Source organism: Mucilaginibacter robiniae (assembly GCF_012849215.1).
GTDB classification, from domain to species: Bacteria; Bacteroidota; Bacteroidia; order Sphingobacteriales; family Sphingobacteriaceae; genus Mucilaginibacter; species Mucilaginibacter robiniae.
This window is the reverse complement of the sequence record NZ_CP051682.1, coordinates 4,739,094-4,758,141: the sequence shown is the minus strand read 5'-3', so window position 1 is coordinate 4,758,141 and position 19,048 is coordinate 4,739,094. Positions and strand designations below refer to the sequence as shown.

The following is a 19,048-nucleotide window of genomic DNA, read 5'->3' as shown; positions in this document are numbered from 1 at the left end:
ATTCATACTTTTCGCTCACAAACTATTTAATTAACTCATAAACATTAACAAATGAAGAAAATTTTACTTGTTCTTCTTGCTTTGAGTGTTTTTGCCATGAACTATGCAATGGCTCAAAGTAGAAAAATTACAGGAAGAGTAATCGGGAGTGACGACGGTCAACCCTTACCTGGAGTATCTGTTCGCGTTAAAGGTAGTACCACAGGTATTACAACAGGTGTTGACGGAACATTCACCATTAACAATGCTCCGGCCGATGCACGAACGCTTACTGTATCTTTTGTCGGGTTCGTAACTCAAGATGTTGCTATTCCTACATCAGGCAGAGTGGATATTAAATTAGCAGCTGACAATCAGCAGTTGAATGATGTAGTAGTTGTTGGTTACGGTTCAGGTCAGCGTGCCTCTAACGTAGTAGGTCAGGTTGCTACAGCTACATCAAAAGAGATCCAGAATAAGCCTGTAGCAAATGCCCTTGATGCATTACAGGGTCGGGTTGCTGGTTTGCAAATCTTTACCTCATCAGGTGAGCCTTCACAGTTATCTTCAGTTAGAATCAATGGTAGTGGCTCATTAAGCGCAAGCACATCACCTTTGTATGTGTTAGATGGAATTCAAGTTGACCAAAATGCTTTTTTAAGTTTGAATCCTAACGATATAGAAAGCATTTCAGCTTTACGTGATGCATCTTCCACATCAATTTATGGTTCACGAGCAGCTAACGGCGTATTGTATATAACCACTAAAAAAGGAAGTACTAATCGTCCTGCCACTATTGATGTAACTACACAATATGGTATCAGCAAGTTTGCAAATCTTGACTTTTTTAATCGCCTGATGAACGCTGATCAGCTATTAAGCTATCAAGTGCAAGTTGGGCAGAGAACACAAGCAGCGGCTGATGCTATTCGTACTACTTATGGTGCTAATACTGATACTAAGTGGTACAAAGTTTTCTATCGTGACAACCAACCTACTTTCCAATCAACAGCTACCGTTTCAGGTGGTGGTGGTAAGACCACTTACTATGCTTCTGCTGGTTATTTTAAACAAGAAGGTTTAGCGTGGCGCTCCAAATATGAGCGATATACTTTACGTTCAAATGTAAACTCTGTTGTTAATGATTGGTTGCAGTTTGGTTTAAATCTTTCAATGGGTAATGATTATCGCCAAACTAACCCTTTTGGTAGTAATAGCTTAGGACGTGGTCTAGGCCTCTTATATGCTCCTTATTATGCCACTAAAGATGCAAATGGTAACGATTATACCTACATACCTGGCCCTAACATCTACAATCCCCGTTATCGTCTGTCAAAAAACCCTGATGATATCAACAATATTCAATTAGATCCAACTGGATATATTCAGTTAAATCCAATTAAAGGATTGACTTTGAAAAGTCAAGCAGGTTTGGATGCCTATGATAGAAGAGAAACTTATGCTCTTTTACCATCTTATCTAGGTTCTATAAATAACGGCAATTTAACAGAATACTTTACAAGATATTATACCCGTACTGTAACCAATACCGCAGAGTACAAGTTTAACTTGAAAACTGTCCATCACTTTACATTGTTGGCCGGTCAAGAATCTGTGGACAGTCAAACAAGAACTTTCCAGGGTGGTTCTTCAGGTATCACCGACGATCGTGTATTATTGCTACAGAATGGTCCAAATTCTATTGCAGTGACTTCAGGTAAAACGGAGTATTCTTATCATTCATTCTTCGGTCGTTTAAGCTACGATTTTAATAGTCGTTACTTTATTGATGGTTCAATCCGTCAAGATAAATCTTCTCGCTTCGGAGCAAACAATCGTTCTGCGGTTTTCTACTCTGTAGGTGGTATGTATAAAATTAAACAAGAAAACTTCCTAAAAGATGTTAGCTGGTTAAATGATTTATCATTAAGGGCTAGCACAGGTAGTACTGGTAACTCAGATTTTGGTACATCTGCAGACCAAAACTATCTAAGTTATCAGTTAGCGGGTACTAATACCTATAATGCAACTACTGGTTATGGCCTTACCGCACCAGGTAACCCTAATTTAACTTGGGAAAGACAACAAAATACTACTGTGGGCTTTAACGCTACTATTTTAGACAGAATCAGATTAGACGTAGCATACTACAATAAGATAACAACAAATATGTTGTTGGCTGTACCTTATCAGTATGTAGTTGGTTTTACAAGTGTTTATAATAACGTGGGTAAATACAAAAACACAGGTTTTGATATTGATATTAATGCTGATGTTTGGAGGAATGATTCAAAACGGGCTTATATAAGACCATTCGTGAATATTACTACAAATAAAGATAAGGTTCTTTCAATTTTCCAAGGTAAAGACTACTGGGTACAATCAGGCACTGGGGTAGCTTGGGTAGTTGGTCAGCCAGTATCTTTTGTATACCCTGTGTTCAAAGGTGTTAATTCTCAGACAGGCCTACCTGAATGGTATTTGCCAAATGCTACTAACCCAGGTGTAACCCGCAAAGATGCAAGTGCTGTAACCTCAACCTTTAGCACTGCTGCATTACAACAAAACACTGGTATTCGTCGTAACCCTAAAGCAACTGGTGGTTTTGGTTTAGATGCCGGCTACATGGGCTTCAGCTTATCAGCACAATTTAGCTATGCACTGGGTAAATACCTGATCAACAATGACCGTTATTTCTATGAAAATCCAAGCCAATTTCCAGGTTATAATCAGTACAAAACAGTTACTGATTACTGGAAAAACCCAGGTGATGTAACTACTTTCCCTAAATACGGTGTACAATTTACTCAGTTTGATTCACGTCTGATTGAAAACGCCAGCTTTATGCGAATGAAAGTATTAACCTTAGGTTACGCTGTTCCTTCAGCTGTACTTAAACGTACTAAAGCTATTAAAGGTTTAAACGTGTTCTTGACCGGACGTAACTTATTTACTGTTACTAAGTACAAAGGTCCAGATCCAGAAGTTGATTCCAACTTAGCCTTAGGTACAAACCCTAACACTAAACAGTATACTGTTGGTTTAGACATTAAATTCTAAAGAGAAAAGATAGACTTCTAAAGTATTAAAGATGAAAAATATAATAAGAGGTTTGGTTGCGGGAGCTATTGCTATAGCAGTATTTCCGTCTTGCAAAAAGCTTGACCTAACACCATACAATCAAATTAAAGTAACTGAGTCCTTTCAAACACTTAAAGACGCTCAATCATGGGATGCCGGACTTTATGGTATATTGAGAGGTCGCGTGTATGGATCATACATGATTAGTCAGGATGTACAAGCCGATCAATTAAATGCCAGTTTGGATTATGGTAATCGAAACGGTTCTCCTCACCGGTGGGGTGATTCATTCTTGGCTGATGATGGTGCGATTACGACCGCTTGGGGTGGCTATTACTATGCAATTACAGATGTTAATGTTGCTTTAGCCGGCTTTGATAATATTGCTACTACAAGTTCAACTGATGCTGCTACCCTAAACAAGTACAGAGGCGATGCTTATCTAGCTCGAGCATATTACTATTTGAATTTAGTTATAAGATTTGCAAAGCCTTATGAATCTGCGACTGCTTCAACAGACTTAGGTGTACCGGTTTTAACTAAGTACGATATCGATGCTATGCCTTCCCGTGCAACTGTTAAACAGGTGTATGATCAAATCATCTCGGATATTAACAATGCTAAAACGTTTTTAGCTAATACGGCAGGGGCACAAGGTTCGAGAACCTTTACAATTGATGCAGCATTAGCGTTAGAAGCTAGAACAAGATTGTATATGCAAGATTGGGCTGGCGCCTATACTGCTGCTAACACTGTAATTACTCGTACAACTTATCCGTTGTACAATACTGCAGCAAACTTCCAAGCATATTGGGGTACAGATGCCAAACAAGAGGATATTGTACAACTTAATGCGAATAATACAACTGAGGTTCCGAATGTTAACAACATTTACCTAGGACTTCTTACTAACGGCAGCAACACCTTTGCTCCGGATTTTATCCCTTCAAAGTGGGTAGTTGATTTTTATTCAAGTACCGATATTCGTAAGCCTGTTTATTTTGACCCAAAAACCGTGGTGATTTCAGGCCAGACAGTTAAAGGTATATATTTGGTAAACAAATATCCAGGTAATATATCACTGTTTACAGGTACTTACACTAACTATTATCAAGCACCAAAGCTATTTCGTGTTGCAGAGTTATACCTGATAGCTGCTGAAGCTGCAGCTAAATCAGGCAATGCTGGTAATGCACTTACAGCATTGAATGCTTTGAAAACTGCTCGCGGAGTTGCAACTGTATCATCAAGTGGTACTACTTTAATTCAAGACATCAAAGATGAAAGATTCCGCGAACTAGCGTTTGAAGGCTTCCGTTTGTTTGACTTAAAACGTTATCATGAAGGATTTACGAGACACGATCCTCAGAACACTAGCATTATTCAGCGAGGTACTAGTTACGATGTATTAGCAATTCCTGCTGACGATAATAAGTTTACTTGGGGTTTGCCAACAAATGATTTAATTATAAACACTAATCTAAAACAGAATCCAGGTTGGTAATTTACATCTAAAACAAAAAGAAAAGCTGTTCTTAAAAGAACAGCTTTTCTTTTTAATATACAAAACCAATCACAATAGAATTAAGTTGCTACAAGTTAACGTTTTGCAACAAAAAGGATAAAGTATGAGCTTCCAGCTTGTCTAATAATGGGGTATTTATTGCTTTTGTATTTAATGACAAATGCCCTTTAATTAATATTTCACTAGACTCGTTTTCCTCGCCATTAAAAATCAAAGCTTTGACTTTGATTTTTTTTTGCTTTAACAATTCTAGTGATAACAAAGTATGGTTAATACTCCCCAAGTAGTTCCTAACAACCAGCACAACTTCAGCTTTTAAGTGCTGAATCAGATCGATAATGAAAGTTTCATCATTTAGGGGAACCATTAATCCTCCTGCACCTTCAATAATCAGCTGATTATTAGTTTCTGGAAGTTTAAAGTGATTAAGTTCTATCTTGATGCCATCAATAGCTGCCGATTGATGGGGTGATAAAGGCTGCGTAAGTCGGTATGTTTCGGGATGAAACTTTGAAATTGGATTAGAAACTAGGTTGCGTACTTTCATAGTATCACTATTTTCCAGATCGCCAGACTGAACGGGTTTCCAGTAATCAGCTTTAAGTTTTTCGACTAATATAGCCGAAACTACTGTTTTACCTACATCGGTACCAATACCAGTAACAAACAGCGGTGAGTTATTAGACATTGTTAATATTGTTTAATGAATTAGTCAGCTTCATAATTTCATCGGTCATATTATAAGCATGTAAACAAATGCGTAATCTCTCTGTACCCACAGCAACTGTCGGACTTAGTATGGGTCTTACATCCATACCTTGTTGCTGTAGCATAGAAGCCGTTGCTTTAGCTTTTTCGTTTGAGCCTAATATAAAAGTTTGTATTGCACTTGTGCTTGTTGCAAAATTAGGTAATTGACTTGTGTATAGATTTATGTTCTTGTAAAGCTTCTTTAGGCTGTCTTGATCTTCTTGTAGTAATCGGTACGCCATTTTAATGGTAGCTAACTGATGCAGAGGAGCAGCAGTGGTATAAATAAAAGATCGTGCGAAATTAACCAAGTAGTTCCGCAAACTTTGGTTGCCTAATACAATAGCACCATGGCAACCCAATGCTTTACCAAAAGTAATTACACGAGCAAGAACATTAGCTTCTAAGTTTAATTGGTTAACTAACCCTTTACCGAGTACTCCGGTGGCATGAGCTTCATCAACAATTAGTGCAGCGTTGTACTGCTTGCAAATTTTTGATATGGCTGTTAAAGGTGCCGCATCACCATCCATTGAATATATACTCTCTACAACTACATATATATTGCCTTTGGCTTGTTTTAGCTTCTCTTCTAAGCTGTTCAAATCATTATGCTTGAAATTATAACGACTTGCATAGCTCAAGCGAATGCCATCGATTATAGAAGCATGAATCAGTTCATCATGTATTACGGTGTCACCACGTTGTGGCAGGCTGGATAGTAAACCTACATTGGCATCATAGCCAGAATTAAACAACAACCCGGCTTCAGCTTCATGATAGTTAGCTATTTCTTGCTCTAATTCTTCAGCATAGCTGGTATTACCAGCCAGCAGGCGAGAGCCGGTTGAGCCGGAACTGAACAATTTACTGCTTGCAATTTCTTCAGCAACCAGGTTATATAAACGAGCGGATCGGGCAAATCCCAAGTAGTCATTTGAGCAAAAATCAATGAGTAAGCTTTCCGGCCTAAGTTGGCGGTAAGTACCGGCTGCTTGTCGGTCAGCTAGCTTTTGTTCAATGTAGTCGTGTATGTTCAATAGTACAAAGTTATATAAAATAAAAAAGCGGCATATAGCCGCTTTCTAAAGAAATTTTTAATAGAATTATTCTTGTGAAGGAGGAGCACCGCCGCCACCATTCTGACGCATTCTCTCGATTCTTTCTTGCATCATTTTTTGGTAAGTAGCTTTTTGCTCATCAGTCAAGATAGCCTGGATTTTGGTGTTGTAAGACTGACGCAAAGGACGCATAGATTGCATCATGGTTTGACGGTCGCCATTAGAAGCAGTCATTAAGCTATCCATTGATTTGGATTGAGCTTGAAAAACCGATAATACTTTAGCATACTGATCGTCAGTTAACTTTAAATCTGTTTGTAATTGTTTAGCCTGAGCGTCGGGAGTTGGACGTTGCCGACCACCGCCTTGAGCGAAACTTACTGCGCTGATACCTAGCACAAAGCAGCACATCAATAAAATCTTTTTCATCGTTTATTTTTTAGTTTTTGATAAAGATATACGCTAATGGTTTAATAGCATCCGTGTAACTTAATTGTTGCTTTGCTGTAATTTAGCAATTGATTTTTGCATAGACGTCATCATGCTGGTTAAATTTTCCATGGTGGGTTCGGCTGGCGGTATTGGCATCTGGGTAGATAAATAGGCTTTCGCTTTCCAAATTTCAACAACATCATCACTACTTATTTCGTAAGGTTCGTAAATAGGATTATCAGACACCAACTTCAACTTTTTATTTTCACGAAAACGGTTACCGGCACGTTTATATACTACACCTTCCGATTTAGAAACAACAACATAAGTTTCACCCACCTTAACATCGGCCCAGTTTTCTACATATTCACCAATCACAACGGTGCCTGATGGTAAGGGTAACATGGAATCGCCTTTGATTTCAAAGGCACGATATGTACCTTGTTTAAACATGGGCAGATAAAACTTAGGCAGCGCTGCTACATATTCCGGATCAGCATAGCCGTTCAGGTAACCGGCACTGGCTTTAACCGGTACCATTTCTATATTTTCGTTGTTTTCTCTATCAACTGAAATACTTAATACACGCAGGTTGGCTGGATTACCTTTAGGCTTAGGCGCCCATTTTTCATTAATGGTTTCATTAATGAAGTCATCAATAGTTACCTCAAAGTAAGATGCTATTATTTTTAGTAAATCATATTTAGGATCTGCACGATCTTCCTCATATGCACCTACTAATGAACGTTTTATACCTATAGCATCAGCAAATTGCTGCTGAGTAAGCCCTTTTTTCTTCCGTAGAAATTTAATATTTGATGAAATAATTGACATAAAATTTGATTTTACTAAAATTGTTAGTAAATTTATGCTCATAAAATTAGTAACAAAATTTTAATTAGCAAAATATATTGTCAAATGAAACAGTTCGTTTATATTATTACTGACAGAAATCGTAGTAACTTACATGTAGGCTTATGTTCAGACATGGTAAAAACCATTAATTTTTACCGCGAAATGCCAACTTTATTTTTTGACCAAGCGCAACAGCTAAGTCGTTTAGTATATTTTGAGGAAATTAACTCAGAAGAAGATGCAATGGAAAGGTTTAAGTTTGTAAGTGCTTTTACCCGCTCTCAGAAAGAAAAAATGATCAGATCTGTAAATCCTAATTGGCTAGATCTGACCACTAATTTGAATATTGAACAAAGTGTGCGCAAGCGCCCTTATATGCGACCTGCTATGAATGCAGCTGCAAACCGACTTACTTTTTAATAAATTTCAGGGCTCCTGAATTCATACAATATCTTTTGCCGCCCTGGTCTGCCGGGCCATCGTCAAATACATGGCCTAAGTGCAGACCAGTGCTTTTTTCAACTACTTCGGTACGCTCACCATCTGCATCGCGTACCAGCAAAACTTTGCTTTTATCAACAGGTTTGGTAAAGCTTGGCCAACCTGTACCACTATCAAATTTACTATCTGAGCTAAATAGCACTTCGCCAGTTGCAGCACTTACATATACGCCTTTTTGATGATTATTGTAGTAGGCATTATGAAATGGCGGTTCAGTACCTTTTTCTACCATAATGTAGTACTCATCAGGTGTCAGCTGTTTTTTCCATTCGGCAACGGGTTTACCTTTAGGGCCTTTAGGCTGTGCGCTTTGTCCGCTTATATTCTGGCAGGCAAACAAAGCCAACAGGCTAGTTGCTATTAAAACTGCATTTATCTTTCTCATACCAAAACGTACGGCTAAAATTTAGCTTTAGATTTTGTAGTTTGTCACTATAAAATCCTGTTTTTAGCCATAATATCAGGATTAATGAGGTGTATCAATCCATTACTTTGCTGCACATTAAACTTTTCAATAACACTTTGTCCTCCTGTTTCATCAGTTAGTACAATATTCCGGTTTCCATCAATACGAGCAATAATTTTGCTGCCCGATAAGGTTAATAAGGTAGCTTCTCCATTACCTGCTTTAATTTGTTTGCCAATACTTTTCGCATCTAAACGCCCGGCAACAGCATGGTAGGTGATAAAGTTGCTTAGTTCCAATTTATGTTCAGGTTTCAAAAGCGTATCTAAATGTGATTGTCCAAGCCGACTGATGAATGCAGAATCGCTAGGTAAAAACAAGGTGATAGGACCTCTGCTTTTAAAGGTAGCAGTTAAGTTAGCTGCTCTGAGTGCGTTTAAGAATATTGGGTGTTTTGTGCTTTGTGTGAGATTTTCAACAATATCCATTACAGGATTCATGTACAAATTACTAATATTTTTTACCGGGTAGCGGCTTTGTTGTATACGAACAGAATCCTGATATGATGTTCCGCGAGGAGGAGTGGTTTGAGCAATTACAGCCAATGGGCCTAATAGTCCCAAACATAATATTAAAAGGTTTTTCATGATAATAGTTACCACATAAACTATAAAGCGTTGAAGCTGTTTTATTAAACTAAAAAAGCGGCCTAAAAGAGCCGCTTATACTTAAAAAAATTAAAAAAGCTTACCACCCAGGTGCAAAGTTCAACCCAAATACAGGTTTGCTTACATCAGTACGGTTGAAAGGCACGGCCAGATAAGGCTCAAGTACCAGATAGCCAAACAGATTAACACGCAAAGATACACCAGCACTGGTAATCGGAACTCTGGAATAAACTGATTGATATTGTTTCTGACCATTGGCGTCCAAAACGGGTTGATTACTGCTATCAACTACCAAGTCACTTCTTAAGAGCGTTGGGTTACTTTTGAATTCAATTTTATCGCCTTGGTTCCATGCTAAACCTGCATCAAAAAAGAAGGATAGTTCAGAAAAAAAGAACTTAGACTTAATTTGAGATAGCTTTTCTGGACCAGTGAAAGGCAAACGAACCTCAAAGTTAGCTACAGCTATACGGTTACCTGAAAGCTGATCGATAGTAAAGTTGTTACTAGCTACTTTGTTGCTGTTATAAAAGCTGGTGTATTCGTAACCTCTAATCAGGAACGGGTAGCCTAAGTAATATGGGTACAAAACGTTCTCAGTATTACCGAAGCGTCCTACACTATATAACCGGCCAGCAAAAGTTACCGGGCTCAATCGAACGTATTTACGTAAATCAATGGTTGGGCTGAAAAATTTAAAAGAACCTATATTATACTCAGCACCTAAACGGTATCGGAAACCACTTAGAGGTGAAGCAATACCGAAGTAGGAGTTATCGCCAATTAAAGCAGTACTGATAGAATAAATTGTAAAAGGTCTTAAATTTAAACCGGTTTGATCTAAATAATCACTGCGCGATACTGTATGACGATCAGAACCTACATAGTTCCCAATAAAGGTACTGTCGTTCCTGCGGGTGTAGTTGTAATAATCGCTATAACGCTGTACGCGGTAGGAGTAGTAGGCAGCACTTGCACCAAACTCGATGCGGGTAGCTTTGGAAAACGGATAAGAAGCTAATACTCGGCCTGAATTTTCGAAAGTGCGGATAATATCGGTATATTGTTCTACTACCGGCGTTTGCGTACCGTTGTTGGTTATTGTGGTAGTACGTGAACCAAAGTTCCCGTATTGATAAGGAATATGTGACAGGCCTGCACCAAAATTCCAACGTCCTCTTTGATTGATGTATAACAGCTGTCCGCCAAAATCGTAGATTTCGCCATTTACGGCAGCACCTGCATAAATCTGGTTCCGACCTAAAATGTCGCTGAATACACCTTGTACACCGCTGGCTAAACCTGTGCCGTAAGCACTAACGCCAACACCAACTCCGCTACTAGCTAGATAATCGAGTTTAAATTGTGGTCGGTATGGAATGTTATGGATAGAATCGGCCGGTATTCTCGGATAAGCCAGATAGTTATTTAGGTTAGCGTTAATTAAATCTACCCCAACAGCTTTAGGCGGCGGCAGCATAGCCGCTTCGTAGTGGGTTTCACTACCACTAACAGCCTTTGGCGTAAAGGCTGATGCTTTAGCATTGTATATAGCATACTTCTGTGAGCGGTAGTAAGAGTAAACTATATCGTCGTGATTGGAAATACTTAGTGCCGGTGAATATTCTGTAATACCGCAAATCCCGGTAAATAAGTCCGTCATTTGTTCAACGTTACCGGTAGCTATGGTGTAGCGATACATGTTACGGAAACCATCACGGTTGGATAGGAAATAGATTTGCGAGTTATCTGCCGAGTACTGCGGATTGAGGTTGTTCGCTCCATCAAAAACTTTAATATCAGTTACTTTACCTGTTGCTAAATCTAGTTCAGCCAGGTTGAAAGTGATGGTTTGTGTTAGTGCAGCATCGTAAGTGGTACGATCACTACTAAAAACTATTTTTTTACCGTCTCTTGAAAAGCTGGGCTGGTAATCTGAGTATTTATCGTTAGTTAGTTGCTTTACCTTTTTAGTGTTGAAGTTATACAAGTATAAATCACCATAACCGTTAGCTAAACCTTGAAAAGCAATTTCATAACCGTTAGGAGACCAGGTTAGATTACTGAACTGTTCAGCTTTACCCATAGAGATATTATCCAGTACGCGTCCACTTGGCACTTCTACAACTAACAAACGGTTGCGCCCTTTGCTGAAAATACTGAAAGCAAACTTTTTACCATCAGGCGACCAAGCTCCAGCAGATTCAATAAAGTTAAACTCGTCAATATGCGTATTAGATGTTTTGCTGGTTAGCTTTTTTATGATATGGCCGGTTTGTGCATCAGCCAGAAACAAATCTACCGAGAACAGATCTTTTTCGGACAGGAAGGCTAAATACTTACCATCTGGGCTAATTGCCGGTGCTATATTCATTTCACCGGAGTTTTTATTATCAATAATACGCTTACCAACGGGTACCTGCGCTGTATCTTTCAGGTAAGGTTGATACATGGTAGTAATGGAATTTTTCCAGAGGTTGGATAAAGTTTTATCATCATATCCAAACGTACGGCGTATGCCATAAGCTAAGCCATAGCGGGCTGTATTTTTAAAGAAGGGGACAATGATAGTGTCACCATAAGTTGAACCCAGGTAAGACCAAAAAGCCTCACCATAACGGTAAGGGAAATATTTGGTACTTTCGGTTAAATCCTTAACGCTTGGTATATCATGGTTTAAATAAGCATCACGCATCCACATAGCTGTGTAAGCATCCTTTTTACCTAAAGAAAGGTATTCGGCCATACCTTCAATCATCCACAAAGGCATATTGTTGATATTGCCAATATTAGTGGTATCATTGCGCAGCAACAAATGATATTGAAACGCGTGTACCAACTCATGACCTATAACGTGACGTGTAGTTTGGTTTGTTTCCATAATGGGCATAACTACACGGTTTTTTAAACCTTCAGTTACACCACCTGTACCCACGCCAATTTCACCTTCAATCGCGGTAGTTTGTTGAAAGTCGGGATGGTCTGCATATAGTATAATGGGATTAGCTCGTCTGAAAGTATCTCTGAATACCTGCTGGTGCAACGTGTACCACAATTCGCTTTCTTGTGCAAAGCGCTTCAGCAAGCTATCATTTTTGAGGTAGTAGTATATTTCGAAATGCGGGGTTTTATAAACCTTAAACTTCAGGTTTTTGTATCGTACCTTATTCTCACCAAAATACTGCGCCCTAGCTGTATTGCTAAACAAGCTAGCCATTAACGTGAACAGTATTAAGATGAAAATAATTTTGGCTTTACTTATCGTAAAGTAAATGTGTTTCATAAAGTAAGTTGATTAACAATCACCAAAATTAACTAAAAATTGGCTATAGGAGGTATTAACAAATCAGCCACCTTTACTCAAGTGGTGGCTGATTTTGTGGTTGTTCTGGTGGTGGAGGCTCAACTGATTTTGCGGCTGTATCAATTGGTGCAGATAAGCTGTCAGTCGAAGATGACGTGTCTACCGAAATATGCGGCGTTGGACAAGTGTACTCTTTAGTAATTTTAACCCAAGGTTTAGGGAAAGGCCCCGGAGCATAGCCTGATTTTTCATCAGCATATACTTTTTCCATAAACCGCCCGAAAATAGGTAAAGCGGTATGTGAACCTTCGCCACTGCCAGATGAGTTAAAATGCACGCTACGATCATCTGCACCTACCCATATACCGGTAACCAAATCTTTGGTAATGCCCATATACCAGCCATCTACATAATCAGAAGAGGTTCCGGTTTTGCCACCAATTTGGTTACTTGCTTTTTTCCATAAGCCCGGATATTCCCATAAAGCTTGCGATGTGCCGCCGGGTTCTTCCATACCACCACGGAACATGTACAGCATCAGCCAGGCCGTTTCGGGACTAAGAACCTGGGTGCTTTTCAATTCAAACTCTTGTAAAACGTTGCCATTATGGTCTGTGATTTTGGTGACCAGTAAAGGATCAATCCGTTGCCCTTTGTTCAGGAATGTACTGTAAGCGCGCACCATTTCGTAAACTGAAACATCATTTGAGCCTAATGATACAGATGGTACAGCTTTCAGCGGGCTTTCAATACCGCATTTATGAGCATACTCTACCACTTTATCCCAGCCCACTTTTTCGGTTAGCTGCGCCGTGATGGAATTTACCGATTTGCCCATAGCCCATCGTAATGACATTTCACGATAAGAAAAATGGAAATCCGCGTTATTAGGTGACCAAACCTCTTGCTTGCCATTATCATCATAGGTTATGGATACAGGCTTATCCGTAAATTTATCACATGGCGTATAACCATTATCTAAAGCCGTCAGGTAAGCGAAAGGCTTGAAGGTTGAACCCGCCTGGCGCTTGGCCTGATTAACGTGATCGTATTTAAAGTATTTATTATTAATGCCACCAATCCAAACCTTAATTTTACCGGTACTAGGCTCAATGGTCATCATACCCGTGTTCAGGATACGGGCATAATATTTAATAGAGTCTTCACTTGAAAAAGTTGTATCACGTTCACCATTCCAGGTAAATACCTTCATGCGTTTTTTAGTTGTAAAGTATTGCTGTATCTGGCTGCTATCTCCTTTATACTTTGTTTCTAATACTTTATATATGGGTAAACGTTGTTCTGCCTTCAGTACAAAATCTACAATTTCATTACCCTTTGAATCGCGCCAAGGATTTCTATTGCCCCAAATACCATTAAATCGCTTTTGAAGCATTTTCATTTTTTCGGCAACAGCCTCTTCGGCGTATTGCTGCAAGCGTGAATCAATAGTGGTATAAATTTTCAAGCCATCTTCATACAAATCATAATCGTTGGCTTTTAACCATTTTTCCAACCATTTTTCAACGGCACGGCGCAGGTACGAATCGCCTTGTGCATCGTCTTCCACATAACTTAAATCCAAAGTTAGGGGTTCGTGACTGTAAGTAGCGAAAGCTTGTGGCGATAAGTAACCGTATTTTTCCATTTGCCCTAAAACTACGTTCCGGCGTTCCAGTGAACGCTTCGGATTACGAATAGGGTTGTAGGTTGAGGTTGCTTTAAGCATACCAATTAAAGTAGCTGCCTGATCTGGTGTTACTGCATCAGGCGTTTTATTGAAGTACTTTAGAGTTGCCGTTTTAATACCAAAAGTATTGTTACCAAATGGTACAGTATTAAAGTATAAAGTTAAAATTTGTTGCTTGCTATAAACATGTTCAATCTTGAAAGCGGTTAACCATTCTTTTATCTTATAAACTGCTGTACGCAATACGGGAATATGCCTTATGAAGCCCTGATATTTTCTTTTACGGGTTTGAAACAAATTTTTGGCTAATTGTTGTGTAATAGTGCTGCCGCCACGCTTATCGCCCTTAGCTGTAGATAGCAAACCAGTAAAAAAGGAGTAGTAATCAACACCATGATGCTTATAAAATCGAGCATCTTCAGTAGCAACTAAGGCATTGATGAGGTTAGGCGATATGTTTTTAAACTCGACCGGCGAGCGGTTTTCCTTATAAAATCTGGCTAAAAGTTGACCATCGGCGGTGTAGACTTCTGATGCAACAGATAAGATAGGGTTTTTAACATCTTGCATGTCAGGAGAGTAGCCGAATAAACCTAAAAAGTTTATTTCAATGGCGCAGAAGAATAGAATTACAAAGTATATAAGAATTACGAAGTATCGCAGGAATGGATTTCGAATACGTTTAAACATTGGATAAATATGTGAAATTATACCGTCAACACCATAATTCGTTAACAAATATTAAGAACGCTGATAGAGCCGGTAAATTTTAAAGCCGGTACAAAACTATTTTATCTATGGAAAATATAATCAAGAAATTTCAAATTACTGATCATAAAAAGATTTCCCTTAAAGATTATGACACTGCTGATACGGCAGGTTACGATAAAGACGATGCTGATGAGCTACTTGCTGATATGATTAAGCAGACCTCTGATTTGCAAAATGAGTTGTATGCTGATAATAAACATGGCTTACTCATCATATTTCAGGCCATGGATGCAGCCGGCAAAGACAGTGCTATAAAGCACACCATGTCGGGCCTGAACCCTCAAGGGTGCCAAGTGTTTAGTTTCAAACAGCCAACATCGGAGGATTATGATCATGATTTTTTATGGCGCCATTACAAAGCATTGCCCGAGCGTGGCCGGATAGGTATTCATAACCGTTCGCATTATGAAAACGTGTTGGTTACCAAAGTACATCCTGCATATGTTATGAAAGAAAATCTACCAGGTATCAACGATGTGAAAGATTTGGACAAAAAGTTCTGGGAGCATCGGTATGATAGTATAAGAGATTTTGAAAAGCATTTAACCCGCAATGGTACCGCTATTATCAAGTTTTTTCTGCATGTATCAAAAGACGAGCAAAAAGAACGCTTTCTGAAACGTATTGATGAAGCTGATAAAAACTGGAAGTTTTCTTCTGCTGATATTGAGGAACGTAGCCATTGGGCTGATTACCAAGAGGCCTATGAGGATGCAATTAACGCTACATCTACACCTAATGCTCCATGGTATGTAATACCAGCTGATAAGAAATGGTTTACGCGTATTGCAATTTCAACCATAATGCTTGAAACCCTGAAAAAATTAAAGTTAGAATATCCTGTTCTGCCTGCAATTGAGAAAGAAAAGCTAGAACAAGCTAAACAATCGTTGGAAAGTGAGTAATGGATAAAGCAGTGGTATATAAGATTATACCACTGCTTTATCTCTAATCTACCTTAATTTCATCTGCAAAGATGTACGAAGGTTTGCCTTTGCTTTCATGCCATTCAGGTAGTGCGCCATATTGTTGCGCTACAATTTTGATGTAGCGTGTATTAACATTTAAGGTTCCATCAAAAGTCTGGGTTTGTACTTTTAAATCATCAATAGCAGTTTTAGTGTTTACTGTACTGATAAGCCGGTAGTTTTTGCCGTCATTTGATACCCAATATTGTACAGCTTTCGGAAACACTATCCAAGCACGTGTATCCTGTAAGGTACTTATAGTAACCTGTTTAACCGGTTTTACCTGACCTAAATCTATAACCGCTTCCAGGTTGTTAGTTTGGTAGCCCTGCCAATTACCTAATCGCCAGTTAGTAGAACCTTGTAAACCATCAATCAGTGATTCGTCGCCTCGTGCGGGATAGTTAGGCAAGTATTTGGTTAAGAGCGTGAGTTTAAGATCACTTCTAATTTTTATAAACCGCCCAGTAGTAACAAAGCTTTGCTGTCCATTTTTCAACGCTATGGCTTTGATTGTTGTGGATGCATTTATAACAAATGGCTTCTGATATAAAGTTGATGATGTAGTAGGCTCACTACCATCAGTAGTATAATATAGCTTTATACCTTCATCAGCAACATTTATGTTAATAGTATCGGTTTGTTTAAAACTTATACTTGAACTTGCGATGGATGGAGTTACTATAATTTGTGACTCATTTATTTTTGAAGCAGGTTTTTCCAAATCTTGTACAAATAACTGATTAGGTAAACGGCCAGTAAAAACTTCAAATTCGCCGCCTTCTGCAACATCATCGTAGTTAATATATAATTTGTTATAAGGCTTTTTGTTGAAGTTCATGCCTTGCAAATACACATTATTGGGGCTTACAGCCATACCTGAATTGGATACAATAAACTTTTTTCCATTCTCCAGGTTAATGGTAGCTTTTTCAAACTGAGGTAAGCCAACCATTAACTGCTGCTGACCAGGTGCTATATTATACAAACCTAAGGCACTCATCACATACCAGGCAGACATTTGCCCACAGTCTTCATTGCCCGCCAATCCATCTGGTTTATTGCTGTATTCGGTTTGCATTATCTGGTTCAAAAACTGCTGTGTTTTATGCGGATTGCTGGTGAAGTTGTATAAATAGGCTATATGATGACTGGGTTCATTTCCATGTGCATACTGGCCAATTAAGCCTGTAATATCATCTTGTTGGCGGCCGCTTAATTTAGCATGCGTTGTAAATAGTTCATCCAACTTAGTTTCAAAGTTTTCTTTGCCGCCCATGCGGTTTATTAAGCCTTCCACATCTTGCGGTATAAAAAAGGTATATTGCCAAGAGTTGCCTTCGGTATAATTGTTATTAACTTCAGTAGGTTCAAATGGTGTGTACCAGCCGCCATTTACTCGAGCCTGCATAAAGCCATTTTGCGGGTTAAACACATTTTTCCAATATTGTGCCCTTTGTATGTAGGTGGTATAATCTTGCGACTTGTTCAACATTTTAGCCATCTGTGCAATGCACCAATCATCATAAGCGTACTCGAGTGTTTTAGAAACTGATTCGTGTTCGTCGTCAGCTAACACAGCTCCGTTTTTCCGGTAGGATTCTAAACCAAATTGGTTACGATTAACCGCTGCTTTCATGGCGGTTAAGGCTTTCTCCGCATCAAAATCCCGAATGCCTTTGGCATAAGCATCTACAATTACCGGAATAGCGTGATTGCCGATCATGCAATAAGTTTCGGTAGTTGCTAATGGCCATATTGGTAGTAATCCGCCTTGGTCATACATCGCCAAGAACGTCTTGATAAAATCCAGCGTTCGCTTCCGGTCAATCAGCGTAAATAGTGGATGTTCAGCCCGGAAGGTATCCCACAATGAAAAGACTGTATAATAATTAAAGCCTTGCGCCATATGTATTTGCCCATCTAAGCCACGATATTGCCCATCTATATCGCTATAAATATTAGGGGCCAGCATACAATGGTAAAGTGAGGTGTAGAAGATGGTTTGCTTAAGTTTACTGTAATCAACAAGCTCTGCTTTCTTTCGTCGTGCTTGCGGATATACGCTCCTGTTATTTCCATAAGCACTTTGTTCATTCATAGCCATTTGAGAAGCTGCCGGACCACCGCCTTCTACTTGTATTTTGTTAAGCTCATCGTTCCAACTGGCTTTGGCTTGCTTTTCAACTTTTCGAAAATCAAAGTCAGGCATCTCTGTGTCCAGGTTTTTGAGAGCTCCCTCTGCACTAACTGCTGATATGCCTACCTTAACTAGTACCTCTTTAGGATCATCAAACTGAACAAACATCTTTACGTTCTTGCCTTCTACTTTATGTGATCCTTGTTGTAGGACATCGTTCAAAGCAATACCGTATTTTTTAAATGGCTTAGAAAATTTGGCATGAAAAAAAATATACTGATTATTTGCCCAACTCTGTGATTTGCGAAATCCACGAATTTCATGATCATTCACCACCTCAATCCATGAATCAAGTACTTTGTCGCGATGTTGCAAGTCAATGATGATATTCGCCTGGTCGGTATTGGGATAAGTGTATTGATGTAGCCCTGCCCGGGTAGTCGCCGTGAGTTCTACTTTAATATTATACTTGTTTAACTGTGTTTTATAATAACCAGGAGAAGCAACCTCATATTTCTTACTAAATGACGAACGATAATCTGTATTTTTAAATTGCGGCTGTCCTGTTGTAGGCATAAACAGTACATCGCAATAATCGGCTATACCAGTGCCGCTAAGGTGCGTATGTGAAAAACCATACACTACAGTATCTGAATAGTGGTAACCGGAACAGCCATCCCAACCTTCTAAACGCGTATCAGGACTTAATTGTACCATGCCAAAGGGTACCACAGCGCCAGGATAGGTGTGCCCATGGCCACCTGTACCTATAAACGGGTTAACTAAGCGCGTATAATCTTGTTTTTTTTGAGCTAAACTAGTAAGACAAAGGAATACGATAGGCAACGCGAGCGCCTTACGTTTAAACTGATAGAGGGCAGTTTGCATGAAAGTTAAGTTATATACAATGAATAAAC

13 protein-coding genes are annotated in these 19,048 nt (G+C 39.0%); 4 read left to right on the top strand and 9 right to left on the bottom strand.

Annotated features, from left to right (window positions below):
• Window positions 1-51 precede the first annotated feature (51 nt).
• Entirely contained in the window at window positions 52-3,039 is a 2,988-nt protein-coding gene (locus tag HH214_RS20870; protein WP_169610895.1) for a SusC/RagA family TonB-linked outer membrane protein, read from the top strand.
• A gap of 31 nt (window positions 3,040-3,070) precedes the next feature.
• Window positions 3,071-4,564: a RagB/SusD family nutrient uptake outer membrane protein gene (locus HH214_RS20865; protein ID WP_169610894.1), complete on the top strand. Its 1,494-nt coding sequence runs from the start codon at window positions 3,071-3,073 to the stop codon at window positions 4,562-4,564.
• Between the two features lie 88 nt (window positions 4,565-4,652).
• On the opposite strand, the gene bioD is transcribed toward HH214_RS20865, so the two are convergent.
• The 4 genes from bioD to HH214_RS20845 all read right to left on the bottom strand — a co-directional run bounded on the left by bioD (window position 4,653) and on the right by HH214_RS20845 (window position 7,662).
• Window positions 4,653-5,273 (bottom strand): dethiobiotin synthase, encoded by a 621-nt coding sequence (gene bioD / locus HH214_RS20860; protein WP_169610893.1) that lies wholly within the window; start codon window positions 5,271-5,273, stop codon window positions 4,653-4,655.
• Window positions 5,266-6,375, bottom strand: coding sequence for an aminotransferase class I/II-fold pyridoxal phosphate-dependent enzyme (locus HH214_RS20855; protein ID WP_248282166.1), 1,110 nt, complete (start codon window positions 6,373-6,375; stop codon window positions 5,266-5,268). The genes bioD and HH214_RS20855 overlap by 8 nt, the downstream gene beginning before the upstream one ends.
• Window positions 6,376-6,441: 66 nt before the next feature.
• Entirely contained in the window at window positions 6,442-6,825 is a 384-nt protein-coding gene (locus HH214_RS20850) for a hypothetical protein (protein WP_169610892.1), read from the bottom strand.
• A 60-nt stretch (window positions 6,826-6,885) separates the two neighbouring features.
• Window positions 6,886-7,662: an XRE family transcriptional regulator gene (locus HH214_RS20845; RefSeq protein ID WP_169610891.1), complete on the bottom strand. Its 777-nt coding sequence runs from the start codon at window positions 7,660-7,662 to the stop codon at window positions 6,886-6,888.
• A gap of 84 nt (window positions 7,663-7,746) precedes the next feature.
• On the opposite strand from HH214_RS20845, the gene HH214_RS20840 reads away from it, so the two are divergent.
• Window positions 7,747-8,103, top strand: a complete 357-nt coding sequence (locus HH214_RS20840; RefSeq protein ID WP_169610890.1) for a GIY-YIG nuclease family protein — start codon at window positions 7,747-7,749, stop codon at window positions 8,101-8,103.
• Here HH214_RS20840 and msrB read toward each other — a convergent pair.
• From msrB to HH214_RS20820, 4 genes are all read right to left on the bottom strand, one after another.
• Window positions 8,093-8,569 carry a peptide-methionine (R)-S-oxide reductase MsrB gene (gene msrB / locus HH214_RS20835; RefSeq protein ID WP_169610889.1) on the bottom strand — a complete coding sequence of 159 codons (477 nt, stop codon included), beginning with the start codon at window positions 8,567-8,569 and terminating at the stop codon, window positions 8,093-8,095. The two genes, HH214_RS20840 and msrB, sit on opposite strands and share 11 nt — an antisense overlap.
• A gap of 47 nt (window positions 8,570-8,616) precedes the next feature.
• The gene (locus tag HH214_RS20830) at window positions 8,617-9,237 is read right to left on the bottom strand and encodes a fasciclin domain-containing protein (RefSeq protein WP_169610888.1); all 621 of its coding nucleotides are present in this window, start codon (window positions 9,235-9,237) and stop codon (window positions 8,617-8,619) included.
• A 100-nt stretch (window positions 9,238-9,337) separates the two neighbouring features.
• Window positions 9,338-12,541 (bottom strand): DPP IV N-terminal domain-containing protein, encoded by a 3,204-nt coding sequence (locus HH214_RS20825; RefSeq protein WP_169610887.1) that lies wholly within the window; start codon window positions 12,539-12,541, stop codon window positions 9,338-9,340.
• 73 nt (window positions 12,542-12,614) lie between these two features.
• Window positions 12,615-14,942: a penicillin-binding protein 1A gene (locus HH214_RS20820; protein ID WP_169610886.1), complete on the bottom strand. Its 2,328-nt coding sequence runs from the start codon at window positions 14,940-14,942 to the stop codon at window positions 12,615-12,617.
• Window positions 14,943-15,049: 107 nt separating this feature from the next.
• Here HH214_RS20820 and HH214_RS20815 point away from each other — a divergent pair, with 107 nt between their 5' ends.
• Window positions 15,050-15,928, top strand: a complete 879-nt coding sequence (locus HH214_RS20815; RefSeq protein ID WP_169610885.1) for a polyphosphate kinase 2 family protein — start codon at window positions 15,050-15,052, stop codon at window positions 15,926-15,928.
• Between the two features lie 43 nt (window positions 15,929-15,971).
• Here the strand turns inward: HH214_RS20815 and HH214_RS20810 are convergent, their stop codons facing one another.
• A complete protein-coding gene (locus HH214_RS20810; protein ID WP_169610884.1) occupies window positions 15,972-19,019 on the bottom strand; it encodes a GH92 family glycosyl hydrolase in 3,048 nt (1,015 codons plus the stop codon).
• Window positions 19,020-19,048: the final 29 nt, after the last annotated feature.

What these genes read in the sequence shown, in the direction of transcription:
- bioD (WP_169610893.1), bottom strand. Translation starts at nt 5,273, where the DNA reads ATGTCTAATAACTCACCGCTGTTTGTTACTGGTATTGGTACCGATGTA.
- HH214_RS20850 (WP_169610892.1), bottom strand. Translation starts at nt 6,825, where the DNA reads ATGAAAAAGATTTTATTGATGTGCTGCTTTGTGCTAGGTATCAGCGCA.
- HH214_RS20870 (WP_169610895.1), top strand. Translation starts at nt 52, where the DNA reads ATGAAGAAAATTTTACTTGTTCTTCTTGCTTTGAGTGTTTTTGCCATG.
- HH214_RS20830 (WP_169610888.1), bottom strand. Translation starts at nt 9,237, where the DNA reads ATGAAAAACCTTTTAATATTATGTTTGGGACTATTAGGCCCATTGGCT.
- HH214_RS20865 (WP_169610894.1), top strand. Translation starts at nt 3,071, where the DNA reads ATGAAAAATATAATAAGAGGTTTGGTTGCGGGAGCTATTGCTATAGCA.
- HH214_RS20820 (WP_169610886.1), bottom strand. Translation starts at nt 14,942, where the DNA reads ATGTTTAAACGTATTCGAAATCCATTCCTGCGATACTTCGTAATTCTT.
- HH214_RS20840 (WP_169610890.1), top strand. Translation starts at nt 7,747, where the DNA reads ATGAAACAGTTCGTTTATATTATTACTGACAGAAATCGTAGTAACTTA.
- msrB (WP_169610889.1), bottom strand. Translation starts at nt 8,569, where the DNA reads ATGAGAAAGATAAATGCAGTTTTAATAGCAACTAGCCTGTTGGCTTTG.
- HH214_RS20815 (WP_169610885.1), top strand. Translation starts at nt 15,050, where the DNA reads ATGGAAAATATAATCAAGAAATTTCAAATTACTGATCATAAAAAGATT.
- HH214_RS20845 (WP_169610891.1), bottom strand. Translation starts at nt 7,662, where the DNA reads ATGTCAATTATTTCATCAAATATTAAATTTCTACGGAAGAAAAAAGGG.
- HH214_RS20810 (WP_169610884.1), bottom strand. Translation starts at nt 19,019, where the DNA reads ATGCAAACTGCCCTCTATCAGTTTAAACGTAAGGCGCTCGCGTTGCCT.
- HH214_RS20825 (WP_169610887.1), bottom strand. Translation starts at nt 12,541, where the DNA reads ATGAAACACATTTACTTTACGATAAGTAAAGCCAAAATTATTTTCATC.